This is a genomic window from Streptomyces sp. ALB3 (assembly GCF_044385685.1).
Lineage (GTDB): Bacteria > Actinomycetota > Actinomycetes > Streptomycetales > Streptomycetaceae > Streptomyces.
Genome location: NZ_JBISCE010000046.1, coordinates 20,757 through 42,379, shown reverse-complemented (window position 1 = coordinate 42,379; position 21,623 = coordinate 20,757). Strand labels below are relative to the sequence as shown.

Here is a 21,623-nt window from a genome sequence, read left to right as displayed (position 1 = left end):
CGCCGGTCACCGCAGGACGCCCTCCAGGAAGTCGCTGCCCAGCCGGGCCACGACCGTCAGGTCCAGTGAGTGCAGGACGTACCGCCCGCGGCGGCGGGTGGTGACCAGGCCGGCCTTCTTGAGCACGGCCAGGTGGCGGGAGACCTCGGGGGGCGTGATGCCGTGCGAGCCGGCGAGTTCGCCCGTGGTGTACGGGGAACGTGCCAGGTTGCGGCACATCCGCATCCGCATGGGGTTGGCCAGTGCCTCCATCCGGAGCTGGAGCAGCTCGACCGGGGCGGGGGAGGGCAGCTCGGGGCGGTGCACCGGGTAGTGGATCACCGGACGCCATCCGGGCGCGTGCAGCACCATCAGGTGCGGCCAGCCGAAGCTGGTCGGGACGAGGGTGAGGCCGGTGCCGGCGGCGGAGCCCGTGGCCTCGGTCCTGCCCGTGGTCAGCTTGTCCACGCTGATCCTGCCGGACTCCTCGTCCAGCGAGAGGGCTGCGGAGACCGCGTCCAGGGCCGCGGCGACGCCCTTGTGCCGCAGCACCTCGGTCTTGTGCCTGGCGTCGGCGACCAGCTGGACCCGGGCCCGCCGCCAGGTGTCGGCGAAGAAGGCGTGGTCGCAGTCCTCGAAGAGCCGCCTGACCCAGCCGCGTACGGATCCGGGGTCGGCCAGCAGCTGCCGGGTGAAGGCCAGCTGCTTCGGCCCTCTGGCCGACGCCATGTCGAAGGCGCGTGTCCGCATCCCGGCGTCGGCGAGGGGGGAGGGCGCACCCGTGCCGTACAGACTCGTGCAGGTGAATTCCAGGGCGGCGGAGACGAACCGTTCGTCGTCGAGCCGGTCCAGGATGTCCAGGTCCTCGGCGAGGGTCGAGCCGGTCCTGCCGTCCCCGCCGCGCACGCCGGCGAACGGCATGAAGATGTCGGAGAAGGTGTTCCGCCACAGGAACTCCGCCTCGTGCAGCCGGTCCGCGAGGTCCGGCTCCAGGGCTGCGGATGTCGCGGTCGCCCAGCCGTGCAGGCCGGGATGGTGTCCGGGCTCGGACAGCGCGTGGAGGGCGAGCCCCAGCTCCGCGAGAGGGGAGGTCTCGAAAACCACGCGTTCGGGAGGCAGGCCCGCGATGTCGATGTGCACACTCACCCCTCCATGGTGCGGGGTGCGGGGCCGAGGCCCGTGCCACTTGACCGCGGTCGTCGATCCACGGGCGGACCCGCCCGGCCGGGGCCAGGCTGGACCCATGGACATCGTTCAGCAGCACATGCTCGACAGCTATCGCTCGGCGCAGCACGGTGAGGTGCCGCCCCCGCCGCCCGGACGGCACGACCGGGACGTCCTGCGGACCCTCCGCAGGCGTGTCCGCGCCTTGGCGGCCGCCTACCGGCCGCCCCTGCCCTGAACCGCCCGCTCCGGCCTCTCCACGAAATCCGCCACCGCGGCCCGTACGTCGTCGGCCGTCCACTCCAGCCCGGGTGCCGACACCGTGACCTCGGTGAACGAGAGTCCGGGCAATCCGGCCGGTGCGGCGGACCAGCGACGGAAGAGGGTGACGCCGGTCTCCTCCGCCTGCCGCACCGACGCCTCGTCGAGCACCTCCGCCGGGTACGGCAGCCAGACCCTGAACTGGTGGGTGTGCGGGGGCTCGGGGTGCACGCGGAACCACGGCACGGACGATCCGGCGAACGCCTCGGCCATCGCCCCCGCGACCACCTTCGCCTGTGCCACGTACGACGGAAGCCTCGGGAGCTCCCGGTCCAGGCCCAGCAGGGCGGACAGCGCCGCCGGGTACTGCTGGAAGACCTGGCCGCCGTACCGGTGGCGCCAGGTCCTCGCCTCCTCGACCAGGGACTCGGGGCCGGCGAGCACCGCTCCGGAGAGCCCGTCCAGGGACTTGTAGAACGACACGTACACGCTGTCGGCGAGGGTCGCTATCTCCGGCAGGCCGCGCCCGAAGTGCGGCGTGCACTCCCACAGGCGCGCCCCGTCCAGGTGCACCACCGCGTCCCGTTCCCGCGCCGCGGCCACGGCGGCCTCCAGCTCCTCCCAGGAGGGCAGGACGAACCCGGCGTCACGCAGCGGCAGTTCCACCATCAGCGTCCCGAAGGGCTCGGGGAGATCCCGGATCTCGTCCGCGGTGGCGTGCCGGTGCGCGGTCGTCGGATGCACCGTGCGCAGCCCGCTCACCGAGGTGAGCGCGCCCCGCTCGTGCACCTCCGGGTGGGAGAGCGGGTGCAGGGCCACGACCGGGTTGCCCGTACGCCCCGCCCAGCACCGCAGCGCGACCTGCTGGGCCATGGTCCCGGTCGGGAAGAACGCGGCGGCCTCCATGCCCAGCAGGTCCGCCGTGCGCCGCTCGACCTCGCCGACGACCCCGCCGCCGTACACGTCCGTCCACGCGCCGAGGTCGTGGACGGTGCCGGCGTCGGCGGCGAGCGCGGCCAGCCGTTCGGCCAGCGTGTGGTCCGCGGACATCCGCGCCAGCGTCCTCGTGGACCGCTGCCAGGCGGTCAGCCTGCGGTTCTGCTGCTGCTGCTCATCGAGGGCTCCCATGGGACGATCATCACCCGGGCCGCTGACACCGCCCACCCCGGGGTTCGCGGCCCGCCCGAAGTTATCCACAGGCTGTGGACGGACGGGAGGTGTGAGCAGACGCTGGCGTAGCATGCAGAGGAATCGTCCGGTACCCCCCGCGGACTGGAACGGAAGGCCATCGCCGCGTGAACGCATCAGTTTCCAAGGAAGCCCTCGACGCGAGGGACCGCCCCGCCCGCCTCACGGTCGGCGTCGTCGGCGCGGGACGGGTCGGCCCCGCCCTCGCCGCCTCGCTGCGGCTCGCCGGGCACCGCCCGGTCGCGGTGTCGGGGGTCTCCGACGCCTCGGTGCGCCGGGCCGCCGCACTGCTCCCCGACATCCCCCTCGTGACTCCCTCCGAGGTCCTCGCCCGCGCCGAGCTCGTGCTGCTGACCGTCCCCGACGACGCGCTGCCCGGGCTGGTCGAAGGCCTCGCGGAGACGGGCGCCGTGCGACCCGGCCAGCTGCTCGTCCACACCTCGGGGCGCTACGGCACGAAGGTGCTGGACCCCGCGCTGCGGGCCGGGGCCCTGCCGCTCGCCCTGCATCCGGCGATGACCTTCACCGGCAGCTCCGTCGACGTCCAGCGGCTGGCGGGCTGCTCCTTCGGGGTCACCGCCCCGGAGGAGCTCAGGCTCGCCGCGGAGGCGCTCGTGATCGAGATGGGCGGTGAGCCCGAATGGATCGCCGAGGAGTCCCGCCCGCTCTACCACGCGGCGCTCGCCCTCGGGGCGAACCACCTGGTCACCCTCGTCGCACAGTCCATGGAGCTGCTTCGTGAGGCCGGCGTGGGCGCTCCCGACCGGATGCTCGGCCCCCTGCTCGGTGCGGCTCTGGACAACGCCCTGCGCTCCGGTGACGCGGCGCTGACCGGGCCGGTGGCCCGGGGCGACGCGGGGACGGTGTCCGCGCACATCCGCGAGCTGCGCGCCCATGCCCCGCAGACGGTGGCCGGTTATCTCGCCATGGCGCGCGCCACGGCCGACAGGGCACTCGACCACGGCCTGCTCAAGCCGGAGCTGGCGGAGGACCTTCTCGGAGTCCTCTCCGACAGCAGCCCCGCGCACGGGACGAACGGCACACACGGCCCGGACGGAACCGGACCGGGGGAGAAGCGATGAACACCGAACCCGCCACCCTGCTCCGCTCCGCCGCGGACCTGGACGCCCTCGGCCGGGCAGCCGGGGCGCGCCGTGCCGTCGTGATGACGATGGGCGCGCTCCACGACGGCCACGCCACGCTGATCCGTGCGGCTCGGGATGCCGCGGGACCGGGTGGCCAGGTCGTGGTCACCGTCTTCGTCAACCCGCTCCAGTTCGGCGAGGCCGCCGACCTCGACCGCTATCCCCGCACCCTCGACGCCGACCTCGCCGTCGCCTCAGCCGCCGGAGCGGACGCGGTCTTCGCCCCTTCCGTCGAGGAGGTCTACCCGGGAGGTGAGCCGCAGGTCAGGATCACCGCCGGTCCCATGGGCGAGCGGTTCGAAGGCGCCTCCCGCCCGGGGCACTTCGACGGCATGCTGACCGTCGTCGCCAAGCTCCTCCACCTCACCCGGCCGGACGCCGCGTTCTTCGGGCAGAAGGACGCCCAGCAGCTGGCACTCGTCCGCCGCATGGTGCGCGATCTCAACTTCGGCATCGACATCGTCGCGGTGCCGACCGTCCGCGACGAGGACGGCCTCGCGCTCTCCAGCCGTAACCGCTTCCTCTCCCCCGAGGAGCGCCGGACCGCCCTGGCCCTGCCCAGGGCCCTGTTCGCCGCGCGCGACCGCCTGGCCGCGCAGCAGACGCTGCACGTCCGCGCCCGGTCGGTGCCGGAGCGCGAGGGCCGGGCCGCCGCCCTCTCCCGGCTCGGAGAGGCCCGGGCGGCCGCCGACACCCAGGCCGTGGCGCTGGCCCGGCCGACGGTCGCGCCCGCCGCGGTGCTGGCCGCCGCGCGGGCCGTCCTGGACGAGGCGGCCGGGGAAGCGGTGCCCCTCTCCCTGGACTACGTGGCGCTCGTGGACCCGGCGGACTTCACCGCGCTCCCGGACGACCGCGTGAGCGGCGAGGCGGTCCTCGCCGTCGCGGCGCGGGTGGGGGCCACCCGCCTGATCGACAACATCCCGCTGACCCTCGGAGCCCACACGTGACCGGAATACGGCTGACCGCCCCCGCCCCCGGCTGGGCCATCGACGCGGACGTCGTCGTCGTCGGCTCCGGCGTGGCCGGTCTCACCACCGCACTGCGCTGCGCAGCGGCGGGCCTGGCGACCGTGGTCGTCACCAAGGCGCGCCTCGACGCCGGCTCGACCCGCTGGGCGCAGGGCGGAATCGCCGCCGCGCTCGGCGAGGGCGACACCCCCGAGCAGCACCTGGACGACACCCTGGTCGCCGGGGCCGGCCTGTGCGACGAGGCAGCGGTCCGCACCCTGGTCACCGAGGGCCCCGACGCCGTTCACCGGCTGATCGACACCGGGGCGCACTTCGACACCACCGACACCGGGGCGATCGCCCTGACCCGCGAAGGCGGCCACCACCGCCGCCGCATCGCACACGCGGGGGGCGACGCGACGGGCGCGGAGATCTCCCGCGCCCTGGTCGAGGCGGTCCGCTCCGCTGCCCTGCGCACCATCGAGAACGCCCTGGTCCTGGATCTGCTCTGCGACGCCGAGGGCCGTACCGAGGGCGTCACCCTGCACGTCATGGGCGAGGGCCAGCACGACGGCGTCGGCGCCGTCCACGCCCCGGCCGTGGTGCTCGCCACCGGCGGCATGGGCCAGGTCTTCTCGGCCACCACCAACCCGCCGGTGTCCACGGGCGACGGGGTGGCGCTCGCACTCCGCGCCGGCGCCGAGGTTTCCGACCTCGAATTCGTCCAGTTCCATCCGACCGTCCTGTTTCTCGGCGCCGACTCCGAGGGCCAGCAGCCGCTGGTGTCCGAGGCGGTGCGCGGCGAGGGAGCCCATCTCGTCGACGCCTCCGGCACCCGCTTCATGCTCGGGCAGCACGAGCTGGCCGAGCTGGCGCCCCGTGACATCGTCGCCAAGGCGATCACACGGCAGATGCACCTCCAGGGCGCCGAGCACATGTATCTGGACGCCCGCCACTTCGGCGCGGCGATGTGGGAGCAGCGCTTCCCGACGATCCTCGCCGCCTGCCGTGCCCACGGCATCGACCCGGTCACCGAGCCGATCCCCGTCGCCCCCGCGGCGCACTACGCCTCGGGCGGGGTGCGCACCGACCTCCGCGGCCGCACGACGGTGCCCGGCCTGTACGCCTGCGGCGAGGTCGCCTGCACGGGCGTGCACGGTGCGAACCGGCTGGCGTCCAACTCCCTGCTGGAGGGCCTGGTCTTCGCCGAGCGCATCGCGGCCGACATCGTGGAGGGGCCCCGGGCCGGTTCCGGGGCCGCCTCCCGGCGTACGCCCGTGGGGCTCCCCGCCGGGGCGCACACCGTCCCGCTGCTCACGGCGGAGTCCCGGACCGCCATCCAGCGGATCATGACCAGGGGCGCGGGGGTCATCCGCTCCGCCGGCAGCCTCGCCACCGCGGCCGGGGAGCTGGACGCGCTCCAGCGGGCCGCGGCCGAGGACGACGGCCCCAAGGACGCCGTGCCAGGGGTGGAGGCGTGGGAGGCCACGAACCTGCTCCTCGTCTCCCGCGTCCTGGTCGCCGCCGCCCGGGAGCGCGAGGAGACCCGTGGCTGCCACTGGCGCGAGGACCGCCCCGACCGCGACGACACCGCCTGGCGCCGCCACCTGGTCGTCCGTATCGCCCCGGACGACCGGCAGCCGGTCGTCCGCACGACGGACAGTGCCGCGTTCCCGCCCGTACGCTCCGGAGACCCCGTGGACCCCACAGACGCAGCACTGTCCGCCGGCCTCCGCAACCACCCCGCCGACGCCCCCGAGGAGCCGTAACCGTGAGCACGCCCGAAGAGAATCCGCGCCCCACACCTGTGGACGTACCGCTGATCCACATCGGCGCACCCGCCGAGACCGCGGGTGGCTGCGGCGACGGCTGCGGCTGTGGTGACGGCTACGACCCGGACGGCCTGGAGTGCGGGCTCGATCCCGCCCTCGCCCAGCTCCTGGCCGACGCCGGGCTGGACCCGGTCCAGGTCGAGGACATCGCGCACGTCGCGATCGAGGAGGACCTCGACGGAGGCGAGGACGTCACCACCGTGGCGACCGTTCCCGAGGACGCGGTCGCCACCGGTGACTTCACCGCGCGTGAGGCGGGTGTCGTCGCGGGTCTGCGCGTCGCCGAGGCGGTCCTGTCCATCGTCTGCACCGACGAGTTCGAGGTCGAGCGCCACGTCGAGGACGGTGACCGTGTCGCCCCCGGCCAGAAGCTGCTCACGGTCACGACCCGGACCCGTGACCTGCTCACCGGCGAGCGCAGCGCGCTCAACCTGCTCTGCCGGCTCTCCGGGATCGCGACCGCGACCCGCGCCTGGGCGGATGTGCTCGAAGGCACGAAGGCCGAGGTCCGCGACACCCGCAAGACCACCCCGGGGCTGCGCGCTCTGGAGAAGTACGCGGTGCGCTGCGGAGGCGGGGTCAACCACCGCATGTCGCTCGTCGACGCGGCGCTGGTCAAGGACAACCACGTGATCGCGGCCGGTGGTGTCGCCGAGGCCTTCCAGCGGGTCAGGAAGGCGTTCCCGGACCTCGCCATCGAGGTGGAGGTCGACACCCTGGAGCAGGTCCGTGAGGTGCTGGACGCCGGAGCGGACCTGATCCTGCTGGACAACTTCACGCCTGCGGGGACCGCGGAGGCGGTCGCCCTCGTCGACGGCCGTGCGGTGCTGGAGTCCTCGGGCCGTCTGACCCTCGACTCCGCCCGCGCCTACGCCGAGGCCGGGGTCGACTACCTCGCCGTCGGCGCGCTCACGCACTCCGCGCCGATCCTCGACATCGGCCTGGACTTCCGCGACGCCGCGGCCCGGACCGACGGGGCCGACGCCTGATGCTGCTCACCATCGACGTCGGTAACTCCCACACCGTCCTCGGCCTGTTCGACGGCGAGGAGATCGTCGAGCACTGGCGGATCTCGACCGACGCGCGCCGCACGGCCGACGAGCTCGCCGTCCTGCTCCAGGGCCTCATGGGCATGCACCCGCTGCTCGGCGTCGAACTGGGCGACGGCATCGAGGGCATCGCGATCTGCTCGACCGTCCCCGCCGTTCTGCACGAGCTCCGCGAGGTCACCCGCCGCTACTACGGCGATGTCCCGGCGGTACTCGTCGAGCCCGGCGTGAAGACGGGGGTGCCCGTCCTGACGGACAACCCGAAGGAGGTCGGCGCGGACCGCATCATCAACGCGGTGGCCGCGGTGGAGCTCTACGGCGGTCCGGCCATCGTCGTCGACCTCGGCACGGCCACGACCTTCGACGCGGTCTCGGCCCGCGGTGAGTACACGGGCGGGGTGATCGCGCCGGGCATCGAGATCTCCGTGGAGGCCCTCGGGGTGAAGGGGGCCCAGCTCCGCAAGATCGAGCTGGCGCGGCCCCGCAGCGTGATCGGCAAGAACACCGTCGAGGCCATGCAGTCCGGCATCGTGTACGGCTTCGCCGGTCAGATCGACGGAGTCGTCGAGCGTATGAAGAAGGAGCTGGCGGACGACCCGGACGAGGTCACCGTGATCGCGACGGGTGGCCTTGCGCCGATGGTGTTGGGTGAGTCCTCCGTCATCGACGAGCACGAGCCCTGGCTCACCCTCATCGGGCTGCGTCTCGTGTACGAGCGCAACCTCGCCCGGATGTAGACGCGCCGGTGACCACCTGCGGGAATGCCTGAGCGGCGCGGCGGCCGACGCCGCGCCGCCGCGCGGTTGGTTAAGCGGATTTTGTCCATTTAGCACGTATTGTCGCGTCATGCCCACGCCCTACGGATCACGCGGCGGTATGGCGTTCAGCGCGGACGAGCTCCGGGTGCTCCGACGTGCTCTCGCCAACGCCCTGCACCCCACGCCCCTGCCGGAAGAGGATGTCCAGGACTGCCTGCGCCTCGCGGGCGCCGTCGACGAGGTGGCGAGGGAGGCGGGCCGGCTGCGCGCCTTCCTCCTCGCCGACCTCGCCCGGTACCGCGACGCGCTCCCCGGCTCCCTGAGCGGCTACCTGGAACTGCTCCAGGACGCCCTCGCCGCCGGCTACGACCCCCGCCCCGACGACCTCGCGGCCTTGCGCGCCCTGCGTGCCGGGCCGGTCGCCGCGGCCCTGCTGGAGCGCTGTCAGGTGCTCGCCGAGCGGTCGGTGCGGGCGCGTCTCGCCGGTCGCGCGGTGTCCGTGACGGCGCCCGCGCCGCGCAGCCGGCTGCTGGCCCTGCCCGGCGGCCTCGCGGCGGCCAAGGAGCCCGAGGGGCCCCGCACCCCGCCGCGCCCCGCCTCACCCGCCCGCCCGCCGGCCCCCGGCGAGCGTCCGATGCCCAAGCCGTCCGAGGCCTTCCCGCCCCGCCGCCGTCCGGCGCCCGCTCCCACTCCGGAGGAGCGCGCCGTCTCCTGAGGCGGCGGCGCGCCGAGGGGTGCCCGGGAGTGGCCGGAATGCCGGGCTCGCTACCCTGGACGGCATGGACTACGTATCCGCGCTCGTTCCCCCCGTGGTGATGGCCGTCTTCTTCGTCGGCCTCGTCGTGACGATCATCAAGAGCCAGGGTGGCCCGAACAAGGCCAAGGAGGACGCCGCCGTGGACGCGGCGCTCGCCCGCGCCGAAGCGGCCGAGCGTGCGCCGCGACCCGAGGGCGTCTGACCCGGCCCGAGCACGAAGGGCGCACGACTCCGCAGGAGGCGTGCGCCCTTTTGCCGTCCCCGAACCGTCCCCGAATTATCCCATTCCAGACATCTAGCACTAAGGTGATGCTGTGCCTCGCCAATTGGGAGAGCTGGAAGACACCGTGATGACACGGGTCTGGCAATGGAACCGTCCGGTCACCGTGCGGGAAGTTCTCGAGGACCTTCAGCAGGAGCGGTCCATCGCGTACACGACCGTCATGACGGTTATGGACAATCTCCATCAGAAGGGCTGGGTGCGCCGGGAAGTCGATGGCCGCGCTTATCGATATACGGCGGTCTCCACCCGCGCCGCATACTCGGCGGCACTGATGAACGAGGCCTGGTCGCAGAGCGACAACCCGGCCGCCGCGCTGGTCGCCTTCTTCGGCATGATGTCCGCCGAGCAGCGTGAGGCTCTCCGGGACGCGATCCGCGTCGTAGCGCCCACCTTCCCGGAACCGGCGGAGAGTCGCCCCGATGACGGGACCGCAGCCGATGAAGCGCCGCCGGAGAGCGGGCGATAGCGTCGGGGGATGTCCTCAGAGCAGTCGCAAACCGAGCACCGTGCCGAGTCGCAAACCGGAGCTCAAAGCGGGCCGGAAACCGGATCTCCCGCAGATGTTCATACCGGCCCGTCGGTAAATAGGCCGGCCATCACCGTCCGGCGCGCCAGGACGAGCGATGTGGCGTCCGTCCGCGGACTCCTTGACGGCTACGTCTCCGAAGGCATCCTGCTCGACAAAGCCACGGTGACGCTTTACGAGGACATCCAGGAGTTCTGGGTGGCCGAACGCGACGAGGACGCGCGTGTCATCGGATGCGGCGCCCTCCACGTGATGTGGGAAGACCTCGCCGAAGTCCGTACTCTCGCGGTCGACCACGGCATCAAGGGCGCCGGAGTCGGCCACCAGGTCCTGGACAAGCTCTTGCAGACCGCGCGCTGGCTCGGTGTCCGCAGGGTTTTCTGCCTCACGTTCGAAGTCGACTTCTTCGCCGCGCACGGCTTCACGGAGATCGGCGAGACACCGGTCGACGGAGATGTCTACAGCGAGCTGCTGCGTTCCTATGACGAGGGCGTCGCCGAGTTCCTGGGTCTCGAACGAGTGAAGCCGAACACCTTGGGCAACAGCCGCATGCTTCTGCACCTGTGAACCGGGGGAAGACGCCGGAGCTCTATGTCCGAATCGCGCATGTTTCCCGTGTTCTTGCGCTGCTGAACCTCTCCCAGGGGTTTGTGTTTTCCGGAGAAAAGCGGTTTCCTTTCCGCGTACTGCATTTTCGATGAAAGGAAATCCGGTGGCACAGAAGGTTCAGGTCCTTCTTGTTGATGACCTCGACGGTGGCGAGGCGGACGAGACGGTGACGTTCGCTCTGGATGGCAAGACGTACGAGATCGACCTCACCACGGGCAACGCGGACAAGCTCCGTGGTCTTCTTGAGCCGTACACCAAGAGTGGCCGCCGCACCGGTGGCCGCGCGGCGACCGGCCGTGGCAAGGGCCGCGCCGTCACCGGTGGCAACAAGGACACGGCCGAGATCCGCCGGTGGGCGCGCGAGAACGGCCACAACGTGAATGACCGTGGTCGCGTTCCCGCCGAGATCCGCGAGGCTTACGAGAAGGCCAACGGCTGACCTGTCGGCCGATGGGTCCGCAGGTGTGTCCGGGCATGCGCGATTCTGGCCCGGTGGCACTCCGTCGCCGCCGCGTCCACGAGTCGTACGAGATCGGGAGCATCCCCACCGCTGCTCCCGAGGCCGCCGAGGGCCGGGAGCGATGTCTCCGTCTCCTGGCGCGATCCGGGGGGCCGCAGCCAGAACGCGGCCCCCGGCGAGCCCGCCGCCCCGCCCGGCGGCTCCGGCGCGGTGATCTGCCCGCCGGTACCGATGGCGGTCAGATCGAGAGCGATACCGCCCCACTCCAGCCAGTCCAGCAGGCCAGGCAGCTCGTCGGCGCTGCCCGCGGCCACCAGCAGCCGCATCCGCTGTCCCGTCAGGGCCACCGGGCCGGTGCGCCCGACCCGGCGCAGCGTCGCGTGTCCTGCCGCGGCCGGCAGTTCCAGCACGTCGAAGCTCAGCCCCGTCGGCAGTCGCACGGGTGACGTGCCTGTCGTGGCCCAGCCGAGTTCGCGGTCGTACCACCGTGCGCAGCGGTCGGATTCCGGCGACGAGCGGGGAGGCGGGACCAGGAGAGCCATGTTCCGTGAACCGCCGAACCGGCGCCGGGGTTACGCACCGTCCACGACCGGCTGCTCTGTGTCGCCGGTACGGGGGCGTGCGGAAGCGCCGGGCGGCGCGAAGTTGTTCGCCCGTAGCGGAGGAAACGGGGGTGCGCCGCATGGACTGTCGGTGGGTGCGGGTAAGACATCCCTTGTGGGAAGGGGCGACACGCGGGCAAAAACGTCTCACGTTCGCCATCGGCGTACTGGCGAAAGGGCTATCTGCCTGGCCTGCGGGAACATCGTCTCGCACCATCGGGTTGGAGCAGTTGTCGGCGTTCGGGGCAGGAGGCCATCGACGGGTGTCGGCAGTTGAAATGAGCGGTCCCCGCTTGCGGGACTAAGCTGCGGAAGGACAGGGAGGGGACCGACCCCTTACTGCCTGACCGCTCTGAGGAGCGATTAACGATGTTCGAGAGGTTCACCGACCGCGCGCGGCGGGTTGTCGTCCTGGCTCAGGAAGAAGCCCGGATGCTCAACCACAACTACATCGGCACCGAGCACATCCTCCTGGGCCTGATCCACGAGGGTGAGGGTGTCGCCGCTAAGGCCCTGGAGAGCCTCGGGATTTCGCTCGAGGCGGTCCGCCAGCAGGTGGAGGAGATCATCGGTCAGGGCCAGCAGGCCCCGTCCGGACACATCCCCTTCACTCCCCGGGCCAAGAAGGTCCTGGAGCTGTCGCTCCGGGAGGCTCTCCAGCTCGGCCACAACTACATCGGCACGGAGCACATCCTGCTCGGCCTGATCCGCGAGGGCGAGGGTGTCGCAGCCCAGGTCCTCGTGAAGCTGGGCGCCGACCTGAACCGGGTGCGGCAGCAGGTCATCCAGCTGCTCTCCGGGTACTCGGGAGGCAAGGAGGCGGCCACTGCGGGCGGCCCCGCGGAGGGCACGCCCTCCACGTCCCTGGTGCTCGACCAGTTCGGCCGGAATCTCACCCAGGCCGCTCGTGAGTCCAAGCTCGACCCGGTCATCGGGCGCGAGAAGGAGATCGAGCGGGTCATGCAGGTGCTGTCCCGCCGTACCAAGAACAACCCGGTCCTCATCGGCGAGCCCGGCGTCGGCAAGACGGCGGTCGTCGAGGGCCTGGCCCAGGCCATCGTCAAGGGCGAGGTGCCCGAGACCCTCAAGGACAAGCACCTCTACACCCTGGACCTCGGCGCCCTGGTGGCGGGTTCCCGCTACCGAGGTGACTTCGAGGAGCGCCTGAAGAAGGTCCTCAAGGAGATCCGCACCCGCGGCGACATCATCCTGTTCATCGACGAGCTCCACACCCTGGTGGGTGCGGGCGCCGCCGAGGGCGCGATCGACGCGGCGAGCATCCTCAAGCCGATGCTGGCGCGAGGCGAGCTCCAGACCATCGGTGCCACGACGCTCGACGAGTACCGCAAGCACCTGGAGAAGGACGCCGCGCTCGAGCGCCGCTTCCAGCCCATCCAGGTCGCGGAGCCGTCGCTGCCGCACACCATCGAGATCCTCAAGGGGCTGCGCGACCGTTACGAGGCCCACCACAGGGTCTCCATCACGGACGAGGCGCTGGTCCAGGCAGCCACCCTGGCCGACCGCTACATCTCGGACCGCTTCCTGCCGGACAAGGCGATCGACCTGATCGACGAGGCCGGTTCCCGGATGCGCATCCGCCGGATGACCGCGCCGCCGGACCTCCGCGAGTTCGACGAGAAGATCGCGGGCGTCCGACGCGACAAGGAGTCGGCGATCGACTCCCAGGACTTCGAGAAGGCAGCTTCGCTCCGCGACAAGGAGAAGCAGCTGCTGGCGGCGAAGACCAAGCGGGAGAAGGAGTGGAAGGCCGGCGACATGGACGTCGTCGCCGAGGTCGACGGTGAGCTCATCGCCGAGGTCCTGGCCACGGCCACCGGTATCCCGGTCTTCAAGCTGACCGAGGAGGAGTCCTCGCGTCTGCTGCGCATGGAGGACGAGCTCCACAAGCGCGTCATCGGTCAGAAGGACGCCATCAAGGCTCTCTCGCAGGCGATCCGCCGTACGCGAGCCGGTCTGAAGGACCCGAAGCGCCCCGGTGGCTCGTTCATCTTCGCCGGCCCGTCCGGAGTCGGTAAGACGGAGCTGTCCAAGACGCTCGCCGAATTCCTCTTCGGTGACGAGGACGCGCTGATCTCCCTCGACATGTCGGAGTTCAGCGAGAAGCACACGGTTTCCCGTCTCTTCGGTTCGCCCCCCGGTTACGTGGGCTACGAAGAGGGCGGCCAGCTCACCGAGAAGGTGCGCCGCAAGCCGTTCTCCGTCGTCCTCTTCGACGAGGTCGAGAAGGCCCACCCCGATATCTTCAATTCCCTGCTCCAGATCCTGGAGGACGGTCGTCTGACCGACTCCCAGGGCCGGGTCGTGGACTTCAAGAACACGGTCATCATCATGACGACCAACCTCGGGACCAGGGACATCTCGAAGGGCTTCAACCTGGGCTTCGCGGCGCAGGGTGACGTCAAGACGAATTACGAGCGGATGAAGGTCAAGGTCAACGAAGAGCTCAAGCAGCACTTCCGGCCCGAGTTCCTCAACCGTGTCGACGACACGGTGGTCTTCCACCAGCTGACCGAGGAAGACATCATCCAGATCGTCGACCTGATGGTCGCCAAGGTGGACGAGCGCCTGAAGGACCGCGACATGGGCATCGAGCTCAGTGCCGAGGCCAAGTCGCTCCTGGCGAAGAAGGGCTACGACCCCGTGATGGGCGCCCGGCCGCTGCGCCGGACGATCCAGCGCGAGATCGAGGACATCCTCTCCGAGAAGATCCTCTTCGGTGAGCTGCGTCCTGGTCACATCGTGGTCGTGGGCACCGAGGGCGAGGGGGACGAGAAGAAGTTCTCGTTCCGTGGCGAGGAGAAGTCGGCTCTGCCGGACGTCCCGCCGATCGAGCAGGCAGCGGGCGGCGGCCCGAACCTGACGAAGGAAGCGTAGGGCGCGCGCCTGGCGCCTGAGCGTTGAAAGGGGCTGCCCCGGACCGTTACCGGTCCGGGGCAGCCCCTTTCCTCGTTCTGCGCGGGTCCACCGGCTCCGTACGGGGCCGGTGGACCCGCGCGCCCGCTGCGGCGCCGACGGGCCCGGCGGCCGGCGCGGGGCGAGGACCGGGCGGGGGTGACGAGGGCCCGACGGCGCCGAAGGGCTCCTTACCTCCGTCGGCGCCCCGATGCCTCGCCGCCCGCTCCGCTCCCCGTTCCCGGCCGGCTGTTCCGCGCCTGCATCCCACCTGGCCCCGCGCCTGTCCCCGCCCGGTCATCGGGCGGCGGGCTCAGAGGGCTCCCGGCAGAGGGCTCCCGGCAGGGGCATCTGCGTCTTCTTCACCCGCCCCGGCGGCAAGCGCCGGACCTGCGGTTCGTGCCGCGTGTCACCCGCCTGCTCGGTGAGGGCCGCTCCGGAAGGAGCGGGCGGACGGCAGACGCCGCGCCCTGGCGGGTCGGGTCGTGAGCCGTCGTGGGCCCGTGGCGTCGCGACGGTGCCCTACGGCCCGCCCGCCGCGAGCGGACCACGCCGGGCCGCACGGGACCGGGAGAACCGCACGATGCGCCGGATCGGGCCGCACGGGACCGGCCGGACCGCGCGGTGCGCCTGACCGGACCGCGCGGTGCGCCTGACCGGGCCGCGCGATGCGCAGGATCGGACCGCTGGGACCGGCCGGACCGCGCGATGCGCCGGATCGGGCCTGCCGCACCGGCCCGGCCCGCAGCGGGCCAACCAAACCGCGCAAGGCACCGGTCCGCACCGGCCCGCACCGGCCCGGTGTGCCCCGGTGTGCGCGAAGCGCCGGACCGGCCCGGACCGCGCGATGCAGCGGACCGCGATGTGCGCGGGCCCGATCCTTTGGGTGCCACGCCCGCGCCATCCGCTACGGCGCGGGGGAGAAGCCCATGAGGCCGCGCCGTCGAGGGCCCGTTCAGGGGGGGGCGCGGGCCCGTGGGGCCGAAGGTCCCGAAACGGACAGGCTTCGGGCCCACCGGCGGTGACAAGGCGCACAGGCCCTCAGAGGCCTACTAGCCCCGCTAGGAGAAGTGGGGGTTCCCGCCGGAGGACCTTGGTCCTGTCCGCCGGGAGACGTTTGCCGTTTGAGGTGTTATGACCGTATTGCTGGCTCTCGTCCGGGAAGGGAGCCTTTGGAGCTGGGCCTAAACCCGCTTCGCGAGAATTCTCCGGAAGATCGTCCGTTGGTCCCGGACGTGTGACCCCCGGGAATTCCCGCCGCCCCCGCTACGGCTTTTGATCGTAGATGGGGGGTTTGAGTGTTGCCGGGGGTGCGGGTTACCAAGGTGGAGCAAGCCCGGTCGAGCACTGGGTCCAGTCACCCCGGAGGTTCCCCCGCATGTCGAAGCGCGTTACGTTCCAGCACTCCCGCCGCCCGTCCATGTCCCGCGTCAGTGGCGCCGTCGTGGCCGCCGGCCTGGGTGCGTCGATGGTGTTCGGCGCGGGCGCGGCGTTCGCGTCCGGCACGACGGGCACCGCGGACACCGCGGCCCTCGCCGGCGCGGCCACCGCGGACTCCGTCGCCCAGCAGGCGACCGCACAGAGCAAGGCCGCCGCCAAGGTCAAGGCCGACAAGGCGGAGAAGGCCGACGCCAAGAAGAAGGCCGCGGCGAAGAAGAAGGCGGCGGCGAAGAAGAAGGCCGCCTCCTGGGAGGCCCCCGTCGACAAGTACGTGCTGAGTGCCACCTACGGCACCGGCGGCGACCGCTGGGCCAGCAAGCACTCCGGTCAGGACTTCGCGGTGCCGATCGGCACCAAGGTCGAGGCCGCGCACTCCGGCCGGGTCGTCAAGGCCGGCCCGAACGGCGGCGGCGACGGTCCCGCGTACGGCAACGCCATCGTGATCAAGCACGCCAACGGCAAGTACTCGCAGTACGCGCACCTGTCCAAGATCCAGGTGAACGTCGGCGAGCGCGTCAAGACGGGCGAGAAGATCGCGCTGTCCGGCAACACCGGTAACTCCAGCGGCCCGCACCTGCACTTCGAGATCCGCACCACCCCGAACTACGGCTCGGCGATCAACCCGGTCTCCTACCTGAAGGCCGAGCACGTCCACATCTGACGATGTGCCCGTAGCCGCTAAGCGGCGGGTCCCGGGTCATGGGCCTTGGTCACCAGTTCGATGGCGACCTCGAGAGCAGCCTTGCGCTTCTCCTCGGGGTCGCCTTCGGCGTCTCTGAGGGCCATCATCCCGGCGTGCATCGTGAAGAGCGCGCTGAAGCACCGCACCTGGTCGGTGAGCGGGGCGTCGGGATCCTTGATCAGGTCGACCAGGGCGATGACCCGGTGCTTGATGGTGTGGCCGATGCTCAGGTCGCGCACCGTCGCCTGGTTCTCCTGCATGAAGACGAACAGCGGTTCGGCGGCCTTGAGCGCCTCGCTGTAGCGGACCAGGATCTCCTTCTTCGTCTCCAGGGTGCGCGGCTGCTCCTTACCCCACTCCAGCAGGGCTTCCACGGGCCGGTTCAGGCCCTCGAAGATGCTGATGAGGATGTCTTCCTTGGTCTTGAAGTGGTAGTACAGCGCCGCCTTGGTGACCCCCAGCTGCTCGGCGATCTCGCGGAGCGAGGTCTTCTCGTACCCCTGCTCGGCGAAGAGCTCCAGGGCGACGTCCTGAATGCGCTGGCGGGTGTTGCCCCGGCGCGGCTGCGGCGTACTGCCCATACGACTCTCCCAAGAACTTACTTGACGCCCGGCTAGTAGCGGGTCTACTTTCCTCAGTGTAGCCAACTAGCCGGGCGGCAAGTAAGTGTCGAGGGCGGTGGCGGACCGGGCGTTCCAGGGGATCAGGGGAGCAAGGCATGACGGAATCGAAGAAGGCGGCGAGCGGGCGGGCCGCGCCACGGGTGCGCAGCATCAGGGTGGTGGTGTTCGCCCTGATGATCACGATGCTGCTGGCCATGCTGGACAACCTCATCGTCGGCACGGCGATGCCGACGATCGTCGGTGATCTCGGCGGTATGGAACACCTGAGCTGGGTGGTGACGGCCTACACCCTGGCCACTGCGGCCTCCACCCCCATCTGGGGCAAGCTCGGGGACCTGTACGGACGCAAGGGCGTCTTCCTCACGTCCATCGTGATCTTCCTGATCGGCTCCGTGCTGAGCGGCATGGCGCAGGACATGAGCCAGCTGATCGGGTTCCGCGCGGTGCAGGGCCTCGGCGCCGGCGGACTGATGGTCGGCGTCATGGCGATCCTCGGTGACCTCGTGCCTCCCCGCGAGCGCGGCAGGTACCAGGGCATGATGGCCGGCGTCATGGCGGTCGCGATGATCGGCGGACCGCTGGTCGGCGGCGCGATCACCGACCACCTCGGCTGGCGCTGGAGCTTCTACATCAACCTCCCGCTGGGCGCGGTCGCGCTGGCCATGGTCACCGCGGTGCTGCACCTGCCTGCCAAGGAGCGGTCGAAGGCCAGGGTCGACTACCTGGGCGCGGCCCTCCTCACCGTGGGCATCACCGCGATCGTGCTGGTCACGACGTGGGGCGGCACGGAGTACGCCTGGAGCTCGGCCGTGATCATGGAGCTCATCGCGCTCGGAGTGGCCTCCCTCGTCGGCTTCCTCTTCGTCGAGACGAAGGCCGCCGAACCGATCATGCCGCTGCACATCTTCCGCAACCGCAACTTCACCCTCATGTCGGTGGTCGGCTTCATGGCGGGCTTCGTGATGTTCGGAGCGGTGCTCTTCCTTCCGCTGTACCAGCAGTCGGTCCAGGGCGCGTCGGCGACCAACTCCGGGCTGCTGCTCCTGCCGATGCTGCTCGCGATGATGGTCGTCTCGCTGGTGGCAGGCCGGATCACCACGAGCACCGGCAAGTACAAGGCGTTCCCGATCCTGGGGAGCGTCCTGATGGTGACGGGCCTGTTCCTCCTCGCCACCATGGACACCGGCACCACGCGCTTCACCTCCGGCGTCTACATGGCGGTGCTCGGGGCCGGCATGGGCTTCCTGATGCAGATCACGATGCTGGTCGCGCAGAACAGCGTCGAGCTGAAGGACATGGGCGTCGCCTCGTCCGCGACCACGCTCTTCCGTACGCTCGGCAGTTCCTTCGGAGTCGCGATCATGGGCGCTCTGTTCACCGGGCGGGTGCAGGACGAGATGGCCGCGCGCGGTGGCGGCGGGGTGACGGAGCAGTCCGCGCAGCTCGACGCGCAGAGCCTGGCGAAGCTGCCCGACGCCGCACGCGAGGCGTACGAGTACGCGGTGGCCTCGGGGACGCACATCGCCTTCCTGGTGGGCGGCTCGGTCGCCGTGGTTGCCCTGGTGGCGGCGCTGTTCGTCAAGGAGGTCCCGCTGCGCGGCACGGCGAAGCCGGACGAGGCGCCCTCCCAGGACACGGACGGCGACGGGGCGGGGCCCGCGAGGCCCGCGACCGTCAGGGAGTCGCAGACCGTCTGAGCGGTTCCTGCGGTGGCCGGGCCCCGGGGCGGACCTCCGGGGCCCGGCCACGGCTTCCCCTCAGTCAGTCCCCGCCTGGCGCAGCACGGGGAAGCTGCCGGTGTTCGTCGGCGCGTGCTCGGGCAGCCAGAGCACGGCGACCGCCCCGCCCTCCCCGCCCGCGCCCCCGGCGTTGCGGAACGTCAGCCTGGCGCCCAGGACCCGCGCCTGTCCGGCGGCGATGGTCAGACCCAGGCCGTGGCCGCGTCCCGACCTGTCGCTGCTCCCGGTACGGAACCGGCTCGGCCCCTCCCGCAGCAGCGCGTCGGGGAAACCGGGCCCGTGGTCGCGGACCCGTACCACCCGGCCCTCGACCGTGACCTCGACCGGGCCGGCTCCGTGCTTGGCGGCGTTGCCCAGCAGGTTGCCGAGGATGCGTTCCAGCCGTCGCGGATCCGTGGACACCCACGACTCGTGCACCACCCGCACCGTGATCCCCGGATCCAGCAGCCGGACCCGCCGGCTGACGAATTCACCGAGGTGCAGCTCCTGCAGTTCGGCCCGCTCCGAGGCGCTGTCCAGTCTGGCCACCTCCAGGACGTCCTCGACCAAGGTCCGCATCGCCTGGGCCCGGTCCCGTACGAGTTCCGTGGGACGTCCCGGGGGCAGCAGCTCGGCCGCGGTGAGCAGCCCGGTCACCGGGGTGCGCAGCTCGTGGGCGATGTCGGCGGTGACCCGGCGCTCCGCCTCGATGCGCTCGTTCAGCGCGTCCGTGAGCGCGTCCACGGCCCTCGCCAGCTCGTCGGTCTCGTCCCGTACGACCCCGCCGACGGCCTTCCGCACGCGTACCTCCGTGTTGCCCTGGGCGACCTTGCCCGCCGCTGCCGCCGCCTTGCGGAGCCTGCGGGACAGCTGGCCGCCGATCAGGACTCCCAGCGCGCAGCCGCCGAAGACGACCGAGACCGAGCCGATGACCAGGGCCCGGTCGAGGTCGCCCATGATCGTGGCGCTGCGGTCGGCGAAACGGGTGTGGAGGGACAGGACGTCGCCGTTGGCCAGCGGTACGGCCGCCCAGACGTCGGGCACCCCGTCCGCGAACTCCTCGACGTGGGTGGCACGCCGGTTCTCGCGGATCTGCCTGCGCAGGCTCTCCGGCAGCGAGGGATCGTTGATCTTCGCGCCGAACTTCGGTGACGGTTTCTGCGCCGGTGTCGCCTCGTACAGCCGCTGCGCGAACAGCAGCCGCTCGAGCTGCACCTCGCGCGCGTTCTCCAGCATCGAGACGCGGGCCGCGTTGTGGACGACGAGGCTCAGGGCCAGCGCGATGAGCGCTCCGACGGCCGCGATCGCGATGCTGATCTTCCAGCGGACACCCGTCCGCAGCGCCAGCCGCCTCATGCGCGCAGCTTGTAGCCGAAACCGCGGACCGTCTCGATCCGGTCCTGCCCGATCTTGGTGCGCAACCGCTGCACATGGACGTCGACGACACGGGTGTCCCCGCCCCATCCGTAGTCCCAGACCCGCTCCAGGAGCCTGTCCCGGGAGAGCACCGTGCCGGGCGCCGAGGAGAACTCCAGCAGCAGCCGCATCTCCGTCGGTGTCAGGCCCACGTGCGCGCCTCCTCGGCGTACCTCCATGCCCTCGGTGTCGATCTCCACATCGCCGAAGACCAGCACACCGCCCGGCTCGTCCGGCGTCCCGCCGGACCCCGGGCGCTCCCCGCCCGCGCCGGCTGCATGGCCGAAGCGCCGGAGCACGGCACGGATGCGGGCGACGAGGACCGCCCCGTCGAACGGCTTCGTGACGTAGTCGTCGGCCCCGGCCTCCAGGCCCAGCACCACGTCGATCGAGTCGGCCCGCGCCGACAGCATGATCACGGGCACGGCCGACTCGTCCCGGATGCGCCTGCACAGGCTGACCCCGTCCAGGCCCGGCACCATCACGTCCAGCAGCGCGATGTCCGGACGGTCCGCCCTGAAGGCCTCCAGGCCCAGCAGGCCGTCGGGTACCGCGGTGACCGAGAAGCCGACCCGCTCCAGCGCGAGCTGGGTGGCCTCACGGATGACGTCGTCGTCCTCGACGAAGAGGACATGGGTATCGGCCATGCGAGAGGCTCTCAGTTCTGCGTCGTCTGCGGTGCGGGAAGAGCGCCCTCCCCGCTGCCGACGGCCCGGTTGAATTCGTTGTGGACCCTGTCGGTCTCGGCGAACCGGCCGGAGGACCAGTGATAGGTGACGACGTCCTCACCGGAGGGGTACGCGACCGAGTCCTTCGACCCGTACACCTGCGTCGTCACCACGAGGTCGCCCCGGTCGATGGTGCCGTACACCGCCGGGACCTCGGCGGCGAAGACGTTGCCGTACGTACCGTCGGCGCCCCGCCGGTAGACGTAGGTGCCCACTCCCACCGAATCCCCGCAGGTCATGACGTTGACCACGACATCGGCCGCCGTTCCGTCGGTGAGTGTGCCGTACGAGGTGTCCACGGGGTACTCGTCGCCGGTGCAGGGCTTCAGGTCGTCCTTGAGCTGCCGGCTGACCTTCGGGTCACCCTTGACGAGCATCACCGCGTCGACCCGGGGAGAGGGTTTCGCCGTGCCCGTGGGGGCCGTGCTCGACGGAGCCGCCCTGGCGACCTGCTGGGTGGCGGCCGGGCCCTCGTCGCGCGTACCCGTGCCCCCGGCCGAACACCCGGCGCAGAACAGCCCGAAGGCGGCGAGTCCGGCCATG

General features: G+C 71.3%; 21 protein-coding genes. 14 read left to right on the top strand and 7 right to left on the bottom strand.

What is annotated here, in order from left to right; all coding sequences use genetic code 11:
* Positions 1–6 precede the first annotated feature (6 nt).
* Positions 7–1,119, bottom strand: a complete 1,113-nt coding sequence (locus ACHFIV_RS30195) for a DUF5937 family protein (RefSeq protein WP_398976577.1) — start codon at positions 1,117–1,119, stop codon at positions 7–9.
* 103 nt (positions 1,120–1,222) lie between these two features.
* On the opposite strand from ACHFIV_RS30195, the gene ACHFIV_RS30190 reads away from it, so the two are divergent.
* Positions 1,223–1,381, top strand: coding sequence for a hypothetical protein (locus ACHFIV_RS30190; protein ID WP_398975627.1), 159 nt, complete (start codon positions 1,223–1,225; stop codon positions 1,379–1,381).
* On the opposite strand, the gene ACHFIV_RS30185 is transcribed toward ACHFIV_RS30190, so the two are convergent.
* The gene (locus ACHFIV_RS30185) at positions 1,360–2,532 is read right to left on the bottom strand and encodes a threonine aldolase family protein (protein ID WP_398975625.1); all 1,173 of its coding nucleotides are present in this window, start codon (positions 2,530–2,532) and stop codon (positions 1,360–1,362) included. The two genes, ACHFIV_RS30190 and ACHFIV_RS30185, sit on opposite strands and share 22 nt — an antisense overlap.
* Positions 2,533–2,699: 167 nt before the next feature.
* On the opposite strand from ACHFIV_RS30185, the gene ACHFIV_RS30180 reads away from it, so the two are divergent.
* The 10 genes from ACHFIV_RS30180 to ACHFIV_RS30135 all read left to right on the top strand — a co-directional run bounded on the left by ACHFIV_RS30180 (position 2,700) and on the right by ACHFIV_RS30135 (position 10,937).
* Positions 2,700–3,674 (top strand): Rossmann-like and DUF2520 domain-containing protein, encoded by a 975-nt coding sequence (locus ACHFIV_RS30180; RefSeq protein ID WP_398975624.1) that lies wholly within the window; start codon positions 2,700–2,702, stop codon positions 3,672–3,674.
* Positions 3,671–4,684, top strand: a complete 1,014-nt coding sequence (gene panC, locus ACHFIV_RS30175) for a pantoate--beta-alanine ligase (protein ID WP_398975622.1) — start codon at positions 3,671–3,673, stop codon at positions 4,682–4,684. Before ACHFIV_RS30180 ends, panC begins: the two co-directional genes overlap by 4 nt.
* Entirely contained in the window at positions 4,681–6,453 is a 1,773-nt protein-coding gene (locus ACHFIV_RS30170) for an L-aspartate oxidase (RefSeq protein WP_398975620.1), read from the top strand. The genes panC and ACHFIV_RS30170 overlap by 4 nt, the downstream gene beginning before the upstream one ends.
* A 2-nt stretch (positions 6,454–6,455) precedes the next feature.
* Positions 6,456–7,505, top strand: a complete 1,050-nt coding sequence (nadC, locus tag ACHFIV_RS30165) for a carboxylating nicotinate-nucleotide diphosphorylase (RefSeq protein ID WP_398975619.1) — start codon at positions 6,456–6,458, stop codon at positions 7,503–7,505.
* Positions 7,505–8,302, top strand: coding sequence for a type III pantothenate kinase (locus ACHFIV_RS30160; RefSeq protein ID WP_398975617.1), 798 nt, complete (start codon positions 7,505–7,507; stop codon positions 8,300–8,302). Before nadC ends, ACHFIV_RS30160 begins: the two co-directional genes overlap by 1 nt.
* A gap of 139 nt (positions 8,303–8,441) precedes the next feature.
* The gene (locus ACHFIV_RS30155; RefSeq protein ID WP_398976575.1) at positions 8,442–9,038 is read left to right on the top strand and encodes a hypothetical protein; all 597 of its coding nucleotides are present in this window, start codon (positions 8,442–8,444) and stop codon (positions 9,036–9,038) included.
* Positions 9,039–9,102: 64 nt separating this feature from the next.
* Positions 9,103–9,282, top strand: a complete 180-nt coding sequence (locus tag ACHFIV_RS30150) for a hypothetical protein (protein WP_398975615.1) — start codon at positions 9,103–9,105, stop codon at positions 9,280–9,282.
* A 112-nt stretch (positions 9,283–9,394) separates the two neighbouring features.
* On the top strand, positions 9,395–9,829 hold the full coding sequence (locus ACHFIV_RS30145; RefSeq protein WP_398975613.1) for a BlaI/MecI/CopY family transcriptional regulator: 435 nt from the start codon (positions 9,395–9,397) through the stop codon (positions 9,827–9,829).
* Between the two features lie 9 nt (positions 9,830–9,838).
* A complete protein-coding gene (locus tag ACHFIV_RS30140) occupies positions 9,839–10,456 on the top strand; it encodes an amino-acid N-acetyltransferase (protein WP_398975611.1) in 618 nt (205 codons plus the stop codon).
* A gap of 145 nt (positions 10,457–10,601) precedes the next feature.
* The gene (locus tag ACHFIV_RS30135) at positions 10,602–10,937 is read left to right on the top strand and encodes a histone-like nucleoid-structuring protein Lsr2 (RefSeq protein ID WP_203186944.1); all 336 of its coding nucleotides are present in this window, start codon (positions 10,602–10,604) and stop codon (positions 10,935–10,937) included.
* Here the strand turns inward: ACHFIV_RS30135 and ACHFIV_RS30130 are convergent.
* Positions 10,916–11,500 carry an SCO3374 family protein gene (locus tag ACHFIV_RS30130; protein WP_398975608.1) on the bottom strand — a complete coding sequence of 195 codons (585 nt, stop codon included), beginning with the start codon at positions 11,498–11,500 and terminating at the stop codon, positions 10,916–10,918. The genes ACHFIV_RS30135 and ACHFIV_RS30130 overlap by 22 nt on opposite strands.
* Before the next feature lie 429 nt (positions 11,501–11,929).
* On the opposite strand from ACHFIV_RS30130, the gene ACHFIV_RS30125 reads away from it, so the two are divergent.
* Both ACHFIV_RS30125 and ACHFIV_RS30120 read left to right on the top strand, forming a co-directional pair.
* On the top strand, positions 11,930–14,455 hold the full coding sequence (locus tag ACHFIV_RS30125; protein WP_398975606.1) for an ATP-dependent Clp protease ATP-binding subunit: 2,526 nt from the start codon (positions 11,930–11,932) through the stop codon (positions 14,453–14,455).
* 1,396 nt (positions 14,456–15,851) lie between these two features.
* Complete coding sequence (locus ACHFIV_RS30120; RefSeq protein WP_398975604.1) at positions 15,852–16,574, top strand: M23 family metallopeptidase; 723 nt, start codon at positions 15,852–15,854, stop codon at positions 16,572–16,574.
* Positions 16,575–16,591: 17 nt separating this feature from the next.
* On the opposite strand, the gene ACHFIV_RS30115 is transcribed toward ACHFIV_RS30120, so the two are convergent.
* The gene (locus ACHFIV_RS30115) at positions 16,592–17,176 is read right to left on the bottom strand and encodes a TetR/AcrR family transcriptional regulator (RefSeq protein WP_398975603.1); all 585 of its coding nucleotides are present in this window, start codon (positions 17,174–17,176) and stop codon (positions 16,592–16,594) included.
* A 137-nt stretch (positions 17,177–17,313) separates the two neighbouring features.
* Between ACHFIV_RS30115 and ACHFIV_RS30110 the strand changes: the two genes are divergently transcribed.
* Positions 17,314–18,915, top strand: coding sequence for an MDR family MFS transporter (locus tag ACHFIV_RS30110; protein WP_398975601.1), 1,602 nt, complete (start codon positions 17,314–17,316; stop codon positions 18,913–18,915).
* Between the two features lie 60 nt (positions 18,916–18,975).
* On the opposite strand, the gene cseC is transcribed toward ACHFIV_RS30110, so the two are convergent.
* From cseC to ACHFIV_RS30095, 3 genes are read right to left on the bottom strand one after another with little or no spacing between them, the layout of a single operon-like run.
* Positions 18,976–20,292 (bottom strand): two-component system sensor histidine kinase CseC, encoded by a 1,317-nt coding sequence (gene cseC / locus ACHFIV_RS30105; protein ID WP_398975599.1) that lies wholly within the window; start codon positions 20,290–20,292, stop codon positions 18,976–18,978.
* On the bottom strand, positions 20,289–20,999 hold the full coding sequence (gene cseB, locus ACHFIV_RS30100; protein WP_398975597.1) for a two-component system response regulator CseB: 711 nt from the start codon (positions 20,997–20,999) through the stop codon (positions 20,289–20,291). Before cseB ends, cseC begins: the two co-directional genes overlap by 4 nt.
* A gap of 11 nt (positions 21,000–21,010) precedes the next feature.
* Entirely contained in the window at positions 21,011–21,622 is a 612-nt protein-coding gene (locus tag ACHFIV_RS30095) for a hypothetical protein (protein ID WP_398976573.1), read from the bottom strand.
* Position 21,623 lies beyond the last annotated feature (1 nt).

What these genes read in the sequence shown, in the direction of transcription:
- ACHFIV_RS30190 (WP_398975627.1), top strand. Translation starts at nt 1,223, where the DNA reads ATGGACATCGTTCAGCAGCACATGCTCGACAGCTATCGCTCGGCGCAG.
- ACHFIV_RS30185 (WP_398975625.1), bottom strand. Translation starts at nt 2,532, where the DNA reads ATGGGAGCCCTCGATGAGCAGCAGCAGCAGAACCGCAGGCTGACCGCC.
- panC (WP_398975622.1), top strand. Translation starts at nt 3,671, where the DNA reads ATGAACACCGAACCCGCCACCCTGCTCCGCTCCGCCGCGGACCTGGAC.
- ACHFIV_RS30160 (WP_398975617.1), top strand. Translation starts at nt 7,505, where the DNA reads ATGCTGCTCACCATCGACGTCGGTAACTCCCACACCGTCCTCGGCCTG.
- ACHFIV_RS30155 (WP_398976575.1), top strand. Translation starts at nt 8,442, where the DNA reads ATGGCGTTCAGCGCGGACGAGCTCCGGGTGCTCCGACGTGCTCTCGCC.
- ACHFIV_RS30150 (WP_398975615.1), top strand. Translation starts at nt 9,103, where the DNA reads ATGGACTACGTATCCGCGCTCGTTCCCCCCGTGGTGATGGCCGTCTTC.
- ACHFIV_RS30140 (WP_398975611.1), top strand. Translation starts at nt 9,839, where the DNA reads ATGTCCTCAGAGCAGTCGCAAACCGAGCACCGTGCCGAGTCGCAAACC.
- ACHFIV_RS30130 (WP_398975608.1), bottom strand. Translation starts at nt 11,500, where the DNA reads ATGGCTCTCCTGGTCCCGCCTCCCCGCTCGTCGCCGGAATCCGACCGC.
- ACHFIV_RS30125 (WP_398975606.1), top strand. Translation starts at nt 11,930, where the DNA reads ATGTTCGAGAGGTTCACCGACCGCGCGCGGCGGGTTGTCGTCCTGGCT.
- ACHFIV_RS30120 (WP_398975604.1), top strand. Translation starts at nt 15,852, where the DNA reads ATGTCGAAGCGCGTTACGTTCCAGCACTCCCGCCGCCCGTCCATGTCC.
- ACHFIV_RS30115 (WP_398975603.1), bottom strand. Translation starts at nt 17,176, where the DNA reads ATGGGCAGTACGCCGCAGCCGCGCCGGGGCAACACCCGCCAGCGCATT.
- ACHFIV_RS30110 (WP_398975601.1), top strand. Translation starts at nt 17,314, where the DNA reads ATGACGGAATCGAAGAAGGCGGCGAGCGGGCGGGCCGCGCCACGGGTG.
- cseC (WP_398975599.1), bottom strand. Translation starts at nt 20,292, where the DNA reads ATGAGGCGGCTGGCGCTGCGGACGGGTGTCCGCTGGAAGATCAGCATC.
- cseB (WP_398975597.1), bottom strand. Translation starts at nt 20,999, where the DNA reads ATGGCCGATACCCATGTCCTCTTCGTCGAGGACGACGACGTCATCCGT.
- ACHFIV_RS30095 (WP_398976573.1), bottom strand. Translation starts at nt 21,622, where the DNA reads ATGGCCGGACTCGCCGCCTTCGGGCTGTTCTGCGCCGGGTGTTCGGCC.